This window comes from Povalibacter uvarum, assembly GCF_014202975.1.
GTDB classification, from domain to species: Bacteria; Pseudomonadota; Gammaproteobacteria; order Steroidobacterales; family Steroidobacteraceae; genus Steroidobacter; species Steroidobacter uvarum.
In genome coordinates this window covers 449,863-466,406 of sequence record NZ_JACHHZ010000005.1, presented here as the reverse complement: position 1 = coordinate 466,406, position 16,544 = coordinate 449,863, and the positions used below count along the sequence as shown (strand labels likewise).

General features: G+C 63.0%; 14 protein-coding genes. 4 read left to right on the top strand and 10 right to left on the bottom strand.

Annotation, left to right across the window (positions count from 1 at the left end; translation table 11 throughout):
- The first annotated feature begins 6 nt into the window (after positions 1-6).
- Positions 7-1,329 carry a sulfatase family protein gene (locus HNQ60_RS21440; protein WP_221304366.1) on the top strand — a complete coding sequence of 441 codons (1,323 nt, stop codon included), beginning with the start codon at positions 7-9 and terminating at the stop codon, positions 1,327-1,329.
- Positions 1,330-1,400: 71 nt separating this feature from the next.
- Here HNQ60_RS21440 and HNQ60_RS21435 read toward each other — a convergent pair whose 3' ends face one another.
- The 5 genes from HNQ60_RS21435 to HNQ60_RS21415 are packed head-to-tail and all read right to left on the bottom strand — an operon-like array spanning position 1,401 to position 6,644.
- On the bottom strand, positions 1,401-2,771 hold the full coding sequence (locus HNQ60_RS21435; RefSeq protein WP_184334814.1) for an MFS transporter: 1,371 nt from the start codon (positions 2,769-2,771) through the stop codon (positions 1,401-1,403).
- 2 nt (positions 2,772-2,773) lie between these two features.
- Entirely contained in the window at positions 2,774-3,610 is an 837-nt protein-coding gene (locus HNQ60_RS21430) for a polysaccharide deacetylase family protein (RefSeq protein WP_184334813.1), read from the bottom strand.
- 1 nt (position 3,611) lies between these two features.
- Entirely contained in the window at positions 3,612-4,889 is a 1,278-nt protein-coding gene (locus HNQ60_RS21425; protein ID WP_184334812.1) for a family 4 glycosyl hydrolase, read from the bottom strand.
- Positions 4,882-5,694 (bottom strand): 6-phosphogluconolactonase, encoded by an 813-nt coding sequence (locus HNQ60_RS21420; protein WP_184334811.1) that lies wholly within the window; start codon positions 5,692-5,694, stop codon positions 4,882-4,884. Before HNQ60_RS21420 ends, HNQ60_RS21425 begins: the two co-directional genes overlap by 8 nt.
- Positions 5,691-6,644, bottom strand: a complete 954-nt coding sequence (locus HNQ60_RS21415; protein ID WP_184334810.1) for a hypothetical protein — start codon at positions 6,642-6,644, stop codon at positions 5,691-5,693. Before HNQ60_RS21415 ends, HNQ60_RS21420 begins: the two co-directional genes overlap by 4 nt.
- Positions 6,645-6,811: 167 nt before the next feature.
- Here HNQ60_RS21415 and HNQ60_RS21410 point away from each other — a divergent pair, with 167 nt between their 5' ends.
- Positions 6,812-7,687 (top strand): class I SAM-dependent methyltransferase, encoded by an 876-nt coding sequence (locus HNQ60_RS21410; protein WP_184334997.1) that lies wholly within the window; start codon positions 6,812-6,814, stop codon positions 7,685-7,687.
- Between the two features lie 7 nt (positions 7,688-7,694).
- Here the strand turns inward: HNQ60_RS21410 and HNQ60_RS21405 are convergent, their stop codons facing one another.
- Entirely contained in the window at positions 7,695-8,213 is a 519-nt protein-coding gene (locus tag HNQ60_RS21405) for a DinB family protein (RefSeq protein ID WP_184334809.1), read from the bottom strand.
- Between the two features lie 108 nt (positions 8,214-8,321).
- On the opposite strand from HNQ60_RS21405, the gene HNQ60_RS21400 reads away from it, so the two are divergent.
- A complete protein-coding gene (locus tag HNQ60_RS21400; RefSeq protein WP_184334808.1) occupies positions 8,322-8,723 on the top strand; it encodes an SRPBCC family protein in 402 nt (133 codons plus the stop codon).
- A gap of 2 nt (positions 8,724-8,725) precedes the next feature.
- Here HNQ60_RS21400 and HNQ60_RS21395 read toward each other — a convergent pair whose 3' ends face one another.
- From HNQ60_RS21395 to HNQ60_RS21380, 4 genes are all read right to left on the bottom strand, one after another.
- Positions 8,726-9,805, bottom strand: coding sequence for a LacI family DNA-binding transcriptional regulator (locus HNQ60_RS21395; protein WP_184334807.1), 1,080 nt, complete (start codon positions 9,803-9,805; stop codon positions 8,726-8,728).
- A gap of 69 nt (positions 9,806-9,874) precedes the next feature.
- The gene (locus HNQ60_RS21390) at positions 9,875-10,906 is read right to left on the bottom strand and encodes a LacI family DNA-binding transcriptional regulator (RefSeq protein ID WP_184334806.1); all 1,032 of its coding nucleotides are present in this window, start codon (positions 10,904-10,906) and stop codon (positions 9,875-9,877) included.
- A 6-nt stretch (positions 10,907-10,912) separates the two neighbouring features.
- Positions 10,913-12,910 carry a glycoside hydrolase family 3 protein gene (locus HNQ60_RS21385; protein ID WP_281382799.1) on the bottom strand — a complete coding sequence of 666 codons (1,998 nt, stop codon included), beginning with the start codon at positions 12,908-12,910 and terminating at the stop codon, positions 10,913-10,915.
- A gap of 147 nt (positions 12,911-13,057) precedes the next feature.
- On the bottom strand, positions 13,058-15,811 hold the full coding sequence (locus HNQ60_RS21380; RefSeq protein WP_184334805.1) for a TonB-dependent receptor: 2,754 nt from the start codon (positions 15,809-15,811) through the stop codon (positions 13,058-13,060).
- A 311-nt stretch (positions 15,812-16,122) separates the two neighbouring features.
- On the opposite strand from HNQ60_RS21380, the gene HNQ60_RS21375 reads away from it, so the two are divergent.
- On the top strand, positions 16,123-16,512 hold the full coding sequence (locus HNQ60_RS21375) for a VOC family protein (protein WP_184334804.1): 390 nt from the start codon (positions 16,123-16,125) through the stop codon (positions 16,510-16,512).
- Positions 16,513-16,544: the final 32 nt, after the last annotated feature.

Here is a 16,544-nt window from a genome sequence, read left to right as displayed (position 1 = left end):
GAGCCCATGAAGCGCCGTCACTTTCTCGGCGGCGCCCTCGCCGCAACACTCGCGCCGCTCACTGCCTTGCCAGCGGCGGCGCGACGTCCCAACTTCATCGTCGTGCTCGCCGACGATCTCGGCTACGGCGACTTCAGCGCCTACGGCAATCGGCTGATTCGCACGCCTCGGCTCGATCGCATGGCGAAGGAAGGCATCCGGCTCACGAACGCCTATGCTTCAGCAAATGTCTGCACGCCTTCTCGCGCGGGCCTGTTGACGGGTCGGATGCCGATCCGCACCGGCCTTGCGAAGGATGTCATTCGTCCCACGGATCGCAATGGACTGCCGCCCGAAGAGGTCACGATCGCTGAAGCACTGAAGCCGGACTATGCGACAGCGTTCGTTGGTAAGTGGCACCTCGGCCATGTAGCGCCGTTCTGGCCGCCGACCCAGCAGGGCTTCGATCTGTTCTTCGGCCTGCCGTACAGCCACGACATGAAGCCGCTGTCGCTGTATGAGACCGCCGGGCCAGGCGTGGAGCTCACTCAGGAGGGCGTGGATTTTCCGCGCCTGACACAGCGATTCTTCGATCGCGCGCTGCGCTTCATCGACGACAGGCACGACTCGCCGTTCTTCATGGTGCTCGCACCGACGGCGCCGCACATTCCGCTGGACCCGCACCCTGATTTTCACGGACGGTCGGCGGCCGCCGATTACGGCGACGTCGTCGAAGAGCTCGACTACCAGATGGGCCGCCTGCTCGATCGCTTGCGCGAACGCGGTATCGATCGCGACACGCTCGTGGTCGTGACATCCGACAACGGCCCCTGGTTTGAAGGCTCCACTGCGGGATTGCGGGATCGCAAAGGCGGCGCAGGATGGGACGGCGGCTATCGTGTGCCGTTCATCGCGCGACAGCCTGGCGTCATTCCGCAAGGACGAGTCTCCGACGCAATCACGATGAACATCGATCTGCTGCCGACGGTGGTCGCGATGGCGGGCCGCAACCTGCCCGCCGGGCTGACGATCGATGGCAAGGACATCTCCGCGGTTCTGAAATCCCGCTCCATTTCTCCCCACGAACAACTGCTGCTGTTCAACAACGAATCGCTTGCGGGGCTGCGCACTGATCGCTGGAAGTATGTCGTCGAGAGCTACTACCGCACCGTCAGCATTCCGCTCGGTGCTTACAAGTATCCGCTGCTGTTCGATATGAAGAATGATCCTGGCGAGAACTACAACGTGGCTGCCCGGCATCCGGATGTGATGAAGGACATGGCGGCCCGGATGGGGCAGGCGCGGCAGGCCTTTGGGATTACCGAGCCGCGCGTTGCGGCAGAGCCCTGACTCGTCATTCCCGCGAAAGAGGGAATCCACCCGAAGCAAAGGCCTGAATTCCCGCTTCCGCGGGAATGACACTACCGGCGCTTCTTCGCCCGCCACTGCAGCGCTTTCACAAGACGCGCATGCAGCGTCCCATCCAGCCGATAGAACCACATCACCGCGCCCGACGCAGCGGCCGCAACGAGCCCCGGCAACGTCATCATTGCGTGCATGCCTTCGAGCGTCACCGCGGACTGCTGAGCGCCGGGAACGTAGCGAATGACATCCAGCAGAATTCCCGTGAGTCCGATGCCGATGCCGAGCGCGACTTTCTGGCCGAGCGATACGATTCCGAACGCCGCACCTTCGCTGCGTGCACCGGTGCGCCACTCGCCGACTTCGACGGTGTCCGGTGCCATGCTCCAGAAGATCACCGGCACGGCTGACCCGCCGATCCAGATCACTGCCACCAGCGACATCACGATGATCGAGTCGGTACCTGCGTATGCGTAGAACACGCCCTGCCCCACGATTGCGATCGCAGCGCCGGCCAGCCACGCGATGCGCTTCGAATAGCGACGCGCCACCCAGGCCCAGAGCGGCGTGCACGCCATGACTGCGACGACCTGGATCGCCAGCCCGATGCCGGCGAGATCCGGCTTCGAGAGGTAGTACGTGAAGTAATAGACAGTCACCTTCGAGCTGATCACCGAAGCAATGCTCGACAACATGATCGCGGCGATGACGATGATGAACGACGGATTTCGCCACAGCGCTTCCAGCTGCCGTCGGACCGGCGGCTGCTGCAATTCGACGGTGTCCGCTTTCTCGCTCGCCGTCCGATACGTCGCGTACAGCGCAAGGCAAGAACACGCGCCAAGAAGGATGCTGAGGGCGAACCAGCCTTCTTCCGCGGTCGGAAACAATGCAATGAACGGTTGAGTGGCGAGTGCCACGAAGAGCGCCGCGACCGCCCCACCCAGCACTTTGAAGGTCGCGAGCCGGCTGCGTTCCGCGGCATCGCTGGTCATCGAGGCGGACAACGCCCCGTAAGGAATCGAAACGACGGTGTAGGCCGTGCGAAACAGCATTTGCGCCAGCAGCGTGTAGACGATCAATCCAGCGGCGGCAAACGGCTGCGCGAACATCACGACGTAGGAAGCCGCCAGCGGAACGGCACCGAACAGGATGTACGGGCGATATCGGCCGAGGCGGGACTGCGTCCGGTTGGCGATGAGCCCCATGATCGGATCAGTGATGCCGTCCCAGATCATCGCCGCCGCGAACACCAGCCCAGCTGTTGTGCTGCTGATACCGAGAACGTCCGTGTAGTAGAAGAGCAGAAAGAAGCTCGTGCCCTGCCAGAAGACATCCGTGCCAAAGCAGCCCGCGGCGTAGCCTAGTCGGGCGCCTCTCGCCGTGGGCGCAGCGCGAGCCTGAGCAAACACTGCTTCGACGGCACTCATGACTACGATCTCTGCAGCTCGCGCAACTCGCGGAAGCTGATCAGACGAATGCCGGCCGACTGAATTCGCTCCCGGATCCCGGAATCCATGAGACACGCATAGTCGGCTACACGGACATCGGCGTGCTTTGGGTCATACGTCCGAAGCTCGTCTCCATCGGTGACGGGGTGCGCGTAGATCTCGGTTACGCCCGGCGGCAGCACGTCGAGCGCCTCAAGCAGAACCTCGTAGGTTGGACGTCCCCACGGCGAAACGAAATGATCGGGGAAGATCAGTCCACGCGCCACGGCGACATCCCTGCATGGAAATCCGAGTGTCGCCTCCAGATCCGTGCCGACCATTCTCAGCGGCAGATCGAACTCGGCCGCCAGATCGACATACACGGCGAAGAAGCGCGGATCGGTCTGCGCTGTTCCCATGTGAGCATCGATGTGCGTGACGTCCAGTCCCCATGAGAGCGCCTGCGCGATCTGCGCCCGACACTCCTGCCTGACCTCGTCGAGCGAAGCAGCGCGGTGCACTTCTTCGACAGTTCTGGGCAGGAACCCTTCTGAGTCCAGCAACGAAGCGCCGTTCGTGAGCCCCCGCCAGCGATACGACGGGTACTCGCACGTCAATGTCAGATGGACACCCACTGGATACTGCGTCGACCTGCGCACTGCATCGAGCGCCCAGGGACACGGCACCATCAATGTCGCGCTGGATGCGATCCCTCGCTCGAAGCACTCGAGCGTTGCGTTGTTCGCATCGCGACTGGAGCCGAAATCGTCGCAGTTGACGATGAGCAGCCGGTCGTCGGCGCCGTAGCCGAGCCGCTCGGCGAGCGAGGGCAGGTTCATGTCAGTGGTACTCGAGTCCGTGGGCCTGGAGCATCTCATCGAGCAGCGGCACAGCTACATCGATGTCGCTTACGAGGGGATGGGCCAGCAGAGCCTGGAGCGCCAGGTCGCGCCGCTTCGTTACCGCTGCCTGCACCGTCAGCGTTTCATGCGTCTTCACGGCCTGAACGAGACCGCGAATGGCGAGCGGCAGCGATCCCACGGGAATGGGATTGGCGCCCAGCGCATCGACACGGCAGTTCGTCTCGACGACGACATTGTCCGGTAGATCACTCACCGCGCCGCGATTCATGGCACTCATCACGATGTCGTCGCCGCGATTGCTGACGATGGAGAGCATCGTCGAGAACGTGACGCTGCTGTAGCCATCACCTCCGCGCCGCAGGAGAGCAGCGGGTTTGCCAACAGTGTGCGGATCGGCGGCTTCCTTCAGGACCGCAGCCTCGATGTCCATCACAACATCGGCCCGCGTGCGAGACGCCTCGGCAGCCAACTTCACCTCGCGACGACGATGGAAGTAGAGATCGCCGTACTTCGGCACCGGAATCGCGCCGATGGTTTCGGCGACCTCGAGCGCGGACGTGAGCAGTGAATCCTCACCGCCATGGTTTCTGCGCGCCCATGAGATTGCCGCACTCGTCACATCGGCTTCTTTGGCGACGATCCTGAAGATGAAGCCCAGATGATTCAGCCCGACACTGTGGATCCGGACGTCGCCAAATCGGGGCTGCAGCAGCTTGCGCAACTGCACTTGCATCAGGGGAATGCTCGAACACAGCCCGAGGAGGCGCGCCCGGGTCAGCGTCAGAACCGCCTCCGTAACCACGCCACTGGGATTGGTGTAGTTGAGAATGAATGCCCGCGGCGCAACCTCAGTGACGACTCGAGCGACGTCCAGCATGACGGGAATCGTGCGCAGCGCCTTGAACATGCCGCCCGGGCCCGTCGTCTCCTGGCCGATGATGCCGTACTTCGCGGGAATGACTTCGTCGATCCGACGCGCCTGCATGCCGCCGACACGAATCTGCGTCACCACGAAGTCCGCATCCCGCGCGGCTTCGCCGAGCTCCTGGCTGACCTGCACTTCGATGTCGGCACCGGCTGAATCGATCATGCGGCGCGCGAGTCCGGCCATGACTTCGAGCCGATCGCGATTGGTATCGCAAAGACCCAGGACACGCACATTGAGTCCCTGCGATCGATGCGTGATCAAGCCCTCGACGATCTCCGGTGTGTAGCTGCCACCTGCTCCGACGACACATACTTTCAACTCACGCATATCTCTTGTCCTTTCTCTTCCCTGCCGCTGCCTCGTCCGCGAGCACTTCACCGTGGACACACGTCCAGATCACTGTCGCCGGCCACGAAGCATCGAACCCGCCGCTGCTCATGACGCGACGGAAGGACGCACGCTTCGAAGGGCCGCAGATCAGCAGGAGCGTGCGCCTCGAGAGCCGGACGATAGTTCCCAGCCCGACGCTGACACCATGGCGCGGGACTTCATCACCTGATGAGAACCTGGGGAACGTGCCGACATTGTCGCTGCGCGTCGTTGGTGCGAGCTCGACGACTCTCGTCACGCTCCCGAGTGAGGTACCTGGCGGATTGAAGGCAACATGGCCATCCGAAGCACCAGTCGCGAGCAGGAACACGTCGATGCCGCCGAGCGCCTCGATCAGCCTCTCGTACTCTTCGGGGCGTTCTGGTTCCGGGGTATGAACAGCGTGCGCCGGAATCTGCTTCGACACCGGCAGGCCCGCGTTGATGACACTGCGCAGTTCGCGCTCGGCGAAACCTCTGCAACTGTAGTGCGCGTGGGATGGACACCAGCGCCAATCGCCGGTCGAGTGCTCGACATACTCATCCATCATGACGATGCGAGTATTGGAGAGGTCGACCTGCGCGGCAGCGACGCGTCTCGCCAGCGCGGCGTACGTCGATCGTGGAGTACGCCCGGCGGGACACCCGAGCACGAATGCGCGCCGCTCTGCTGTTGCCTGCTGATGTGCAGCGAGCACGATGTCGGCAGCGGCTTCGCCGACATCGATGTCCGATGCAAGCACGCTCACTGCGAGGGATGTCACAGGTCACTCCACTGTTCGAGCAACCGGTCGAACAACATGCTCGCATCGATGCCGCTGCGACGACCGGCGAGAACCAGGGCACCCGCTTCGGGCGGCAATTGCACGGAAGTCAGCGTTGCTTCCGGACACGCCTCGCCCAGACGACGACTCAACAGTTGCTGGAAGTCGGCGCCGCCTTGCGTAATGACGCCGCCGCCGAAAGCGGCAACGAAACCCGCACCACGAGGCATGCGCGCACCCATCGCGCGTGCCGCGAGCACATAGTCCGCGGCTGCACGTTGCACGAGGTCTGTCGCGACTGACTCGCCTTCCCGCCAGGCCTTGAACACCACGGTTTCCAGCAGCGTCTGGCGCAGTCGCGCAATGGGGTCGCGGAACATCCATTCGGCGAACTGCTCCGGGGGTACATCGCAATGCCGCAGAACCTGCCCGAGCAGCCGCGTAGGCTCGGCCCGGCCGTCGATCATTCGAGCGATCTGAATGGTGACCTCGCGGCGAATATCGAAGACATTCGCGACGTCGAGGCTGTCGAAGACCTGCTCTTCGCCCGGTTTCGCACGCCATGACAGCGTGATGCCGCTGCCGTGCTGGACGATCACGAGCCGCTCGGCTTTCGATGCGCCGCAGAGAGCAGCGACGCCATCGTTCACCAGGGTCAGATGTGCGGGATCGAGCCTGAGCCCGTCGGCAATGCAGTGATGCTGCGCCTTCCGCTCATCGTCGAAGTCGACGCCGCTGAGTCCCAGTGCCAGATGACTTATCTGCGTTTGCTGGATGCCTGCGAGCCTGCAGATCTCCTGCACCATCGACTCGGCGACTGTGAAGAAGCGCTCGGTCGGCAGCCCGACAATGGCCGTTCCCGGTCCGCGCAGGCGCGCGAGCAACCGGCCTTCCAGGCTGCATAGCGCCAGCGCTGATTTGTTCCAACCCCCATCGAAGCCGAGCAGCATTCCCCCGCCATCCTCTGTTCGTGATGGAATAAAACTTAGCACTCGCTAGGTTTTTGCGCAACAGCGCACAGCGTTGACAGGACGCGGCTGCACTGACTAACTGCCGCCCTGTTCAGGGGTAACACTTACTGGAGAATCCAATGACTGCTGTCCGGATTGGTTTTCTGATGTTGCTGGCGACCCTCGCCGCCTGTTCGAAGAAGGAAGAATCGGCCGCGACGGCGCCTGCCGAAAGCGCTCCGCCCGCCGCAGCTGCGGCCGATCCGATCGCCACCGCGGTGAATTCCGAGACGCGCAGCGCGGAGGATCGAGCTCGCGATCAATACCGGCATCCGCAGGCAGCGCTCGAGTTCTGGGGATTGCAGCCGGGCATGATCATCCTGGAAGTGCAGCCCGGCGGTGGCTGGTGGACGGAGATCCTTGCGCCCTACGCCCATGCAACGGGCGGCAAGTACTACGCCACCAGCGCGGATCTCGATAATCCCGAGCTCTCGGAAGGCGCTCGCAAGGCACGATCGGACTTCGAGGCCCGCTTCGCTGCCAAACCCGATGTCTACGGCACAGTGACGCTGGTCAACTTCGGAGCGAAGTCCAAGCCGCTGCCTGCCGATACGTTCGACTTCATCCTCACCGCTCGCTCCGTACACGGCTGGATGGGCGGCGGCGTCGCCGACAAGGTGTTCAGCGACCTCTATGGCGCCCTGAAGCCAGGCGGCATCCTCGCCGTCGAGCAGCATCGCGCAAAGCCGGGCAATCAGGATCCGAAAGCCGCGAGCGGCTATGTCACCGAAGCCTACGTGGTCGACCTTGCGAGGAAGGCAGGCTTCGAGCTCGTCGCGAGCTCAGAGGTCAACGCGAATCCGGCCGACACGGCGGATCATCCGTTCGGCGTCTGGACGCTGCCCCCGAGCTCGCGCACGCGTCCATACAGCGAAGGCGCTGACGCCAATGATCCGAAGTTCGATCGCACGAAGTACGACGCGATCGGCGAATCGGACCGGATGACGCTGAGGTTCCAGAAGCCGACAGCGCCGACGGGCTGATTTCGCCTCAACCCGCGCGCACCGCATAGAGAAAGCGGGCGTAACCGATCTCGGCGGCGTTCTTCATGAGTTCGATATTGACCCATGCAGCAACGTCGCCGAACGGCCGCTCGCGCATCGGCCACCGGGTACGGGCCGTTGATTCGAGATCTCCCTCGCTGAGCTGATCCAGTTCGCTGTGCCAGCGATCGTGCAGATCGGTCAGCCTCTTCCGTACTCCTTCCGCGCTTCCCGGCCAGACGACGCGATCGCGCGCCAGCGTCGCATCGCCGAAGGAATGATCGACCGCCATCGACCACCAGAAGATCATGTGCCAGCTCAGCCAGCCGATGCTGGCCGGCCCGATCTCGTAGCCTTCACTTTCGGGCCAGTCGACGCGCCACTGCCCGTTCCCGCTGTCATATATATGCAGGCCACGTAACGCCGGGCGCCAGAGGCACTCCTCGGTCGTGAGTCCGTCGAGGTGATAGGACGTCAATTTCCACGCGGTGTCGAACTGACGTAGAAGGCTATCGCGGAGCGGCATGCGTCGGAGAAACTCCTAAGTACCGGCAGCGCGAGTCCGCAACTTTCTCCAAGTGCGGGCGGGCGGGCCGGAGGATCATGCTTCTGACAGTCGCATGGAGGAAAACCCATGGCAACCATCCGCAAAGAATTCACTGTCCAGGCGAACGCCGATGAGGTCTGGGCTGCCTTCCGGGATGTCGGCGCGATCCATACGCGCCTCGCACGAGACTTCGTGACGGATTGCCAACTGGACGGAACACTTCGCACCGTCACGTTTGCAAACGGACTCGTCGCGAAAGAGCGAATCGTGACGATCGATGACGCCGCGCACCGCCTCGTCTATTCAGTCGTCGAAGGCAAGCCCACTCATCACAACGGATCTTTCGAAGTGATCCGCGAAGGGGCCGATCGCAGCCACGTCATCTGGATCGCCGATCTGCTGCCGGACGAGATCGCCGGCGCGATCGGGCAGATGATGGAACTCGGCTCGCACGCGATGAAGAAAACCCTGGACGACGCCGGGAGCTGAAGTCAGGTCGTCTCCGCAACCCGAGCCGCGCGCGCATTGCGAACGTGCTTGGCCAAAGGGCGATCTGGCGCGGGACCGGTCGATTGGCGAAACGTCAGCGAGGACTCCATGATCTGCCCCGACCGTTCGTCGGGTTCGCCGCGAAGCATCCGCAGCAACAGTTCGGCTGCATGCGCAGACATCGCTGGCACCGGCTGCTTGATCGTGGTGAGCGCCGGCCAGACCTGACTCGCGAGTGGCGCATCGTCGAAACCGGCGACCGACAATTCCTCGGGAACGGCGATTCCCAGTCCGTGCGCCACCGCGAGCACCCCAGCCGCCATCTCATCGTTGCTGGCGAAAATTGCAGTGGGCCGCTTGTCGGACGGCAGATTCAGAAGTTTGCGCCCGGCTTCGACCCCCGACGAGAACGAGTTGTAACCCTGCGCAACGAGTTTCTTGTCGAACAACAGGCCACTCGATTTGAGCCCGTCGCGATAGCCGCTGAAGCGATCCGCCACCGCGGCGTGATCCGGATTGCCGACTACGAATCCGATGCGCCGATGCCCAAGCAAGGCCAGCTGCTCCGTCATGCGTGCGCTGCTTTCGCGATCGTTCGTGTAAACGCTGTGGAGGTCGTTCTCGTGCTCGGCTGGTGCAATGCGCACGAAGGGCACGGAATGCTGCTTGAACGCATCGACGATCACGCCGATGTCCGACAGCGGCGGCGTCACGATCACGCCGTCGGCCCGCGATTGCCGAACATTGCGCATCACATCTTCGACGAGCGCCGGTGACTGGTAGTCGCAGGGATGCAGCACGACCTGGTAGCGAGCCGCGCGACATGTCTCGATGACACCGGCCAGAACTCCCGTGGCGTAGTAAGCGCACGAGACGTCGTAGAGCACGCCAATCAGGTACGACCGGCTGCCGCCGAGGCCACGAGCGGAAGGATTCGGGTGATAGTCGAGCTTGCGAATGACACGCAGCACGCGTTCCCGCGTCTGCGGCTGCACAGTTTTGACGTTGTTGATGACGCGCGAAACCGTCTTGATGGATACCCGCGCCTGGGCGGCAACATCACGAATCGTGGCATTGGACATGCTTTCGGTTCCGGGCGACTCTGCACACCGATTCTACGATGACGGCTGCCGCCGGCAACGAGTGTTTTGTCAGCATCGGGAGGCGACCACGGCAGTGGACTGACGAATCACCAGCGAGGATTGAACAGGGACCGCGGGTGCAGGCACGGAGTCTCGGCGCAACTGAGCCATCAGCATTGCCGCGGCCTGCTGTGCCAGGCCCTGCAGCGGTTGCCTGATTGTTGTGAGTCTAGGCCACACCTGGCTTGCGAGTGGCTCGTCGCCGAAGCCGGCGACCGAGAGTGCGGTGGGCACCGCGACGCCCAGCTCGTGCGCCGCATGCAGAACGCCCGCCGCCATGAGATCGGTGCTGGCGAAGATCGCTGTCGGACGGTCCGCCTTGCGCATCCGCAGCAACTTTCGCCCGCTGGCGATACCGGCTTCGAAACTGCCGTCGCCTTCGACGACCCAGCGAGCATCGAGCGACAGCTTGCTCAATCGCAGACCGTCGCAATAGCCCATGTAACGTTGCGCGGTTCCCGCATCGCGCTCATGGCCGATCACGAAAGCAATGCGCCGATGACCCAGAGTCGCAAGATCCCGGGTCATCGCCGCCGCCGATTCCCTGTCGCCGGCAAACACACTGCGAGTCGGATCGTTGCGACCGGACGGAGCGATCCGCACGAAAGGGATCTCGTCCCGATCCAGCATCTCGATGACCGCCGCCGAATCCGACAGCGGCGGCGTAAGCAGCACGCCGTCCACTCGCACGCTGTGCACGAATAGCCGCAGCTCGTCCGCCAGCACGGGTGACTGCGAATCACAGGCATGCATCACGACCTGATAGTTCGCCGCCCTGAAGCTCGCAAGCGAACCGCTCTGCACATCGGTGACGTAGCTCGCGTATGGATTGTCGAACGGCAACCCCACCAGCAGCGAGCGATGCCCGGCGAGACGCCGGGCATTGGGACTAGGGCTGTATCCCAGCCGGCGAATCACGCCCATCACGTGTTCGCGCGTCGCCGCGGTCACACGATCTGAGTTGTTGATGACGCGCGAGACCGTCTTGATCGACACGCGCGCTTCCGCTGCGACAGTGCCAATAGCCGGTCTCGTCATCATGCAGCGTTACTCCGCGCTCGCAACCGGCAGATCGTCGCCGAGCGTATCCTTGTCGGCATAGGTCAGACCGAAGCCGTACGCAAAGAGCGGCGCGTAGTTCGGATCGTTGCGGTTGATCTCGAACTGATCCGTCGAACGCGGCCACGAGAACGACAGTTTGCCTTTGAAGTCCTTGTTCACTCCGCCCTGCTCGTTGCGGAAAAGCACATCGGCGACACCGCCGCCTTCACTGCCGGGCAGCCATGCAGCAACGAACGCGTCCGATGCATTCAGCTCCGGATTCACCCACAGCGGGCGGCCGCTCAGGAACACCCCCACGACGGGGATTCCCGCCGCCTTGAGCTTCGTCATCAGCGCCGCATCGCGACCGTTCGCGCCCTGGTAGTCGATCGACTTGATGTTGCCCATGAACTCGGCGTACGGATCCTCACCGAAGACCACGATCGCCACGTCCGGCTTGTCGCTGAAGCTGCCATCGACACTCAGCGACGCGTTCGGTGCGACGGCCTTGATGCCGGCGAAGATCGACGTGCCGCCCGGGAAATCCTTGTTGGTGTTGCCGTCGCCCTGCCAGGAGATCGTCCAGCCTCCGGCCTGCTTGGCGATGCTGTCGGCGCCCTCGCCTGCTACCAGCACTTTCACTTCGCGCCGCAGCGGCAGAACTCCGTTGCGGTTCTTGAGCAGCACGAGCGACTCACTCACAGCTTGGCGTGCGATGGCACGATGTTCAGGCGAGCCGATCAGCTCGGACTTGTTCGCCAGCGGCCGCGAAGACGGCTTGCCCTTCTCGAACATGCCTGCGCGAAGCTTCACACGCAGAATGCGCGTCACCGCGTCGTCGATGCGTGATTCGGGAATGTCACCCGCCTTGACCTGCGCAACCGTGTTGGTGATGAAGCTCTTCCAGTCCTTCGGCACCATGAACATGTCCACGCCGGCGTTGACCGCATCGGCGCACTTGTCCTTGGAGCAGCCCTGCACTTCATCGATCGCGTCCCAGTCGCTGATGATGAAACCATCGAAGCCCATCTGATTCTTGAGTACGTCGGTCAGGAGGTAGCGGTGGCCGTGCAGCTTCCAGCCCTGCCAGCTGTTGTACGAAGCCATGACAGTCTGAACGCCCGCCTCGAGCGATGTGATATAGCCCTGTCCATGGATCTCGAGCAGTTTCTGCTCGGGCGCGACGTTGTTGCCGCGATCCACACCGAGATTCGTGCCGCCATCGCCGATGAAATGTTTCGCAGTCGCGAGCACGTGATTGCCATCGAGGAACGCCGGCGTTCCCGCGGCACCTTGAATGCCCACGACCATCTTGCTGGCGTATGCGCGAATGATCTCGGGATCTTCCGAATAGCCCTCGTACGTCCTTCCCCAGCGTTCATCGCGCACTGCCGCGACCGTCGGAGCGAACGTCCAGTCGAGGCCCGTGACGGCGACTTCGGCTGCAGTCGCGGCACCGATCTTCTCGATCAGGTCCGGATTGTTCATCGCGCCCAGGCCGATGTTGTGCGGGAACAGCGTCGCACCGACCACGTTGTTGTGGCCGTGCACAGCATCCGTACCCCAGATGATCGGGATCGCCGGTGCGCCCGTCGACGTGTCCATCGATGCTTCGTAGTAGCGATCCGCGAGAGCCACCCAATCGCTGGCCTTCGCGTACTTCTTGTTGCCCGGGAAAGCGCCACCGCCGTTGAGGATGGAGCCGAGGCGATATTGCTTCACATCCTGCGGAGTGACATCACGAATATCCGGCTGGGTCATCTGGCCGATCTTCTGCTCGAGCGTCAGTTGCTTGAGCAATTCGGCGATTCGCGCCTCGACCCGCGGATCAGCGGCAACCGCGCTCTTCGCGTGAGGCCACTGCACCTGCGTAGCCGGCGTCGAATCGGTGGTCGCTGCCGTCGTGGCTGGACGATCGGCCCCGCATCCCTGCAGCAGTACCCCCGCGATCAGCATCGCTGCAGGGCGATGCCACCGTAGTGTCAGTCTCTCGTTTGCGGCCATTTGGGCTTCCTGGACGGTTGGGTGAATGGGCGGAAAAACCGCACTGTAAGCGCTTTCATTCGCCTCTGGGAAGAGGCACGGCCGCGGCAGGGCCGGCCGGCATGCGAGGGGGATGGTTTCGCGTGCCACCGGCCTGCCGCAGTCATGTCAGAAGCTCACACGGATCCGCGCACCGTACGTCCGCGGCGGATTGAACACGAACTCCTGCGTGCCGCCGTCGATCGTGGCCTGGGAAGCGTGCGCCTCATCCGTCGCGTTGTTCAGGAACGCTTCGACGCGCACATTGCCCTCGCCCGTTGTGTAGCCAACGCCGAGGTCCAGGTGAACATAACCATCGACTTCGTCGTACAACCGCAGCAGGTCGGCGCCATAGCCCGTCGCCACACCCGCGGCATCGACTGTAGTCACTTCCTTGGCCCCGTCGCGTCCGGAACCGCCGTTGAATGCCGTCAGGAAGTACGAACTCTTGTAGGTACCCGACGCGACCCAGTCCATCGTGCCGGAGCCCAACGGGAATTCCTGACCGAAGCGGAGGTTGAGTGTCCACGGCGGCGTGCGGGGCAGTTCGTTGCCACCGAGGTCTACCTGCAGTGTGCCGCCGATCGGGCTGCTGCGACGACCGTCGTTCACCACCGACCCATCGGCATACTCCGTGTCCTGCCACAGCAGGGTGCCGGCAACGTTGAAGCCGAGCCCGAAGTTGTAGGACGCATCGAACTGCACGCCCATGTTCGTGGCTTCGCCGATGTTCTGATTCAGAGTGATCGTCGAGCACGGCGTGGTCGGATTCATGTCCTCGCAACCCGCATCGTTGTTGGGGTCGTCGTCGAGCTGTTCGATGCCCACCAGGGTGCTGAACACCTGGTCGGTGTACTTCAGGTAGTACGCCGAGGCATTCAGGATCATCGGATTGCCGGCGACCGTCAGCGTGTTCTTCGACCCGATCTCGAACATGGTGTTCTTCTCGGGACCGACGGGCGGCGTGTAGAGGTTTTCGCCGGGACCCGTGTCGAGATCGACCGTGTCGTTGAAGCTCGGCGCCTTGTTACCGGTGGCGACGAGGAAGTACACCATGTTGTCGTCGGTGATATCGAAGGCCGCGCGGAAGCGCCAATCGATGTACGAATCCGAGTTCTCGCCCGTCTGCACCGTCGCACCGCCGAAAGCGACGCTCAGGCCAGGATATCCCGCGCATGTACCCTGGAACTGGCTCGCCTGCACGCAACCGCCCGCAAGAAACTCGTCGAGCGTATCGTCGATACCGTACGACGAGATGCCGGCCTGGTAGAGCAGGATGAGGTCGTTGATCGTGTTCGGCGTGCCGTCGCCGTCTGCATCCGGGTTCAGGTTGGCGCGACTGAGACCGGTCATGCGGAATCCGGGTGTGCCCGTCCGCACCGCGACGCCGTTGGTATTGATGCCTGCAATGTAGTTGAAGCCATCGCGCTCCTTGCCTTCCTCGGAATAGCGGGCGCCCGCGGTCAGGCTCAGACGATCGGTCGCTTTCCACGTCAGATCGGCATACGCGGACTTGGAGTCGCCGACCACATTGCCCTGGTTGAACTCCAGGTAAGGCAGATCCGTCGAGTAATCGAGAGGAATGCCCAGGAAGACCTGCTGCTCTTCCTTGAACTTGTAGAAGCCAACTGCCCAGGTCACACGATCCGCGTCGTCAGGTGAGGTGAAGCGCAGCTCGTGCGTGCGGCTCTCGGACGTCGCATCCCAGATCAACGCACCGTAGGCGCCGTAGTAGCGTTCCTGCACAAAGTCATCCGCAAGTGGACCGTCGGGATCGACGAGACCCGCGCGCTCCACGACCATGCGCTCATCGCCATCGAGATCGTAGTTGCGGCCGCTGTTCGAAAGACTTTGCGTGTACTTGAGATCGCGATAGCCGCCGATGTACTGAACGTTGAACCAGTCGGTGCGATAGGTCGCATTGAGCGCGAGACCCCAATTGTCAGTGTCCTGGACCGGCGAGAAACCCGTCTGATTCACACGACGCGGATCGTCGTACTTGTCCCAGTCATTGCCTGCGACTGATGAGTTGTAGAAGTCGACGCCTCGCGAACCGGTGCCCTGCTGGTTCAGGAAATCGCCGGTCAGCAGCACGGACAGATCATCGTTTGGCTCGAGCAGGAAATGAGCACGCGCACCGAAATCATCCTGCGACTCCCAGCCGAGCAGTTGATCGAGTGGACCCGTGTTCTCCACGTACGCATCGTGCTTGGCGGAGTAGACGGCAACGCGAGCCGCGGCGATCGAGCCAAGCGGCACGTTGATCGCACCGCGCAATTCGCTCTGGTCGTAGTTACCGCCCATCGCTTCGGCATAGCCCTCAAAGGTTTCGAGCTTCGGCTTGCGTGAAACGATGTTCATGCTGCCGCCGAGTGCGTTGCGGCCGCGCACGGTGCCTTGCGGACCCACATTCACTTCGACGCGTTCGAGATCGAAGAAGGCGACGCCCAGCCCGCGAGGCCGTGGCACGTACACGTCATCGAGGTGCGTTGCGATCGCCGGATCGCCAAGTTCCGTGTTCGCGTTGCTGCCGATGCCGCGCACGTAAATCTCGGTGTTCCCTTCGTAGTTCGTGATCTCGAGTCCGGGCATCAGAGCCGGAAGATCCAGCAGGTCCGTGGCGCCGACCTGGTCGAGCGTCGCCTGGGAAACGACGGCCGCGGTGCCGGCGTAGCTCTGGAGCGATTGCTCCACACGCTCGACCGACACGATCACTTCTTCGAGAACGGATGCGTCCTGTGCCTGCGGCGCAGCCGATGCTGCCGCCGACAGTGTCGCGGTTACTGCAAGTGCGAGCGTGGACCAGCGGCGATGCCCGTCCCGCATGCACCGTGCCGCGGCGCGAGAACCGGCGGCGACTGGATTCAGTTTCGATGACGTCATGAGATTCCCCTGTCTGCGACTGCTTGTAATTCGGTCGCGACGCCGCCTGGGCTGCGTCAGCGCGGCGCAAGGGATACTGAGTCGGGACAACGTTGTCAAACCTGCACGACCGATTGTGCTATCGGTGCACTTTCAATCTATAAAAATAGGCATGACAACGTTGGTACGTGATTTCCGGACGAGACTTGCCGCCGCGAACGGACGGCGACTTCGCGCAAGCCTCCGGCACGAGGTAGCGATCACATCGGGAAGGCGGCGCGCATCGGAGAACGCCTTGCGCACTGCGCCGCGGTTGCGCACCATCGCGACCCATGCGCATCGATCACATTGCCCTGTGGACGACGGATCTCGAGCGCTGCAAGGCGTTCTATTCGACCTACTTTGGCGCGACCGCCGGCGCTCACTACGTGAACGCGGCCAAGGGATTCGAGTCGTGCTTCCTGAGCTTCGAAAGCGGAGCCCGCATCGAAGTCATGCGGACGACGACGCTTGCGCCCGTCACCGCGGAACCGGGCGCACACCGGATGGGACTGACTCACATTGCGATCGGCCTGGGCTCGGATCGACGAGTGGATGAGCTGGCGCTTCGTCTTCGGCGCGACGGCCATCCGATCCTGGATGGCCCGCGTCGAACCGGCGATGGCTACTACGAAGCGGTCACCCTCGATCCCGACGGCAACCGGATCGAGATCACCGCGTGAATCGGTCCCTCCTTTGCGGAGGGACCGACGAG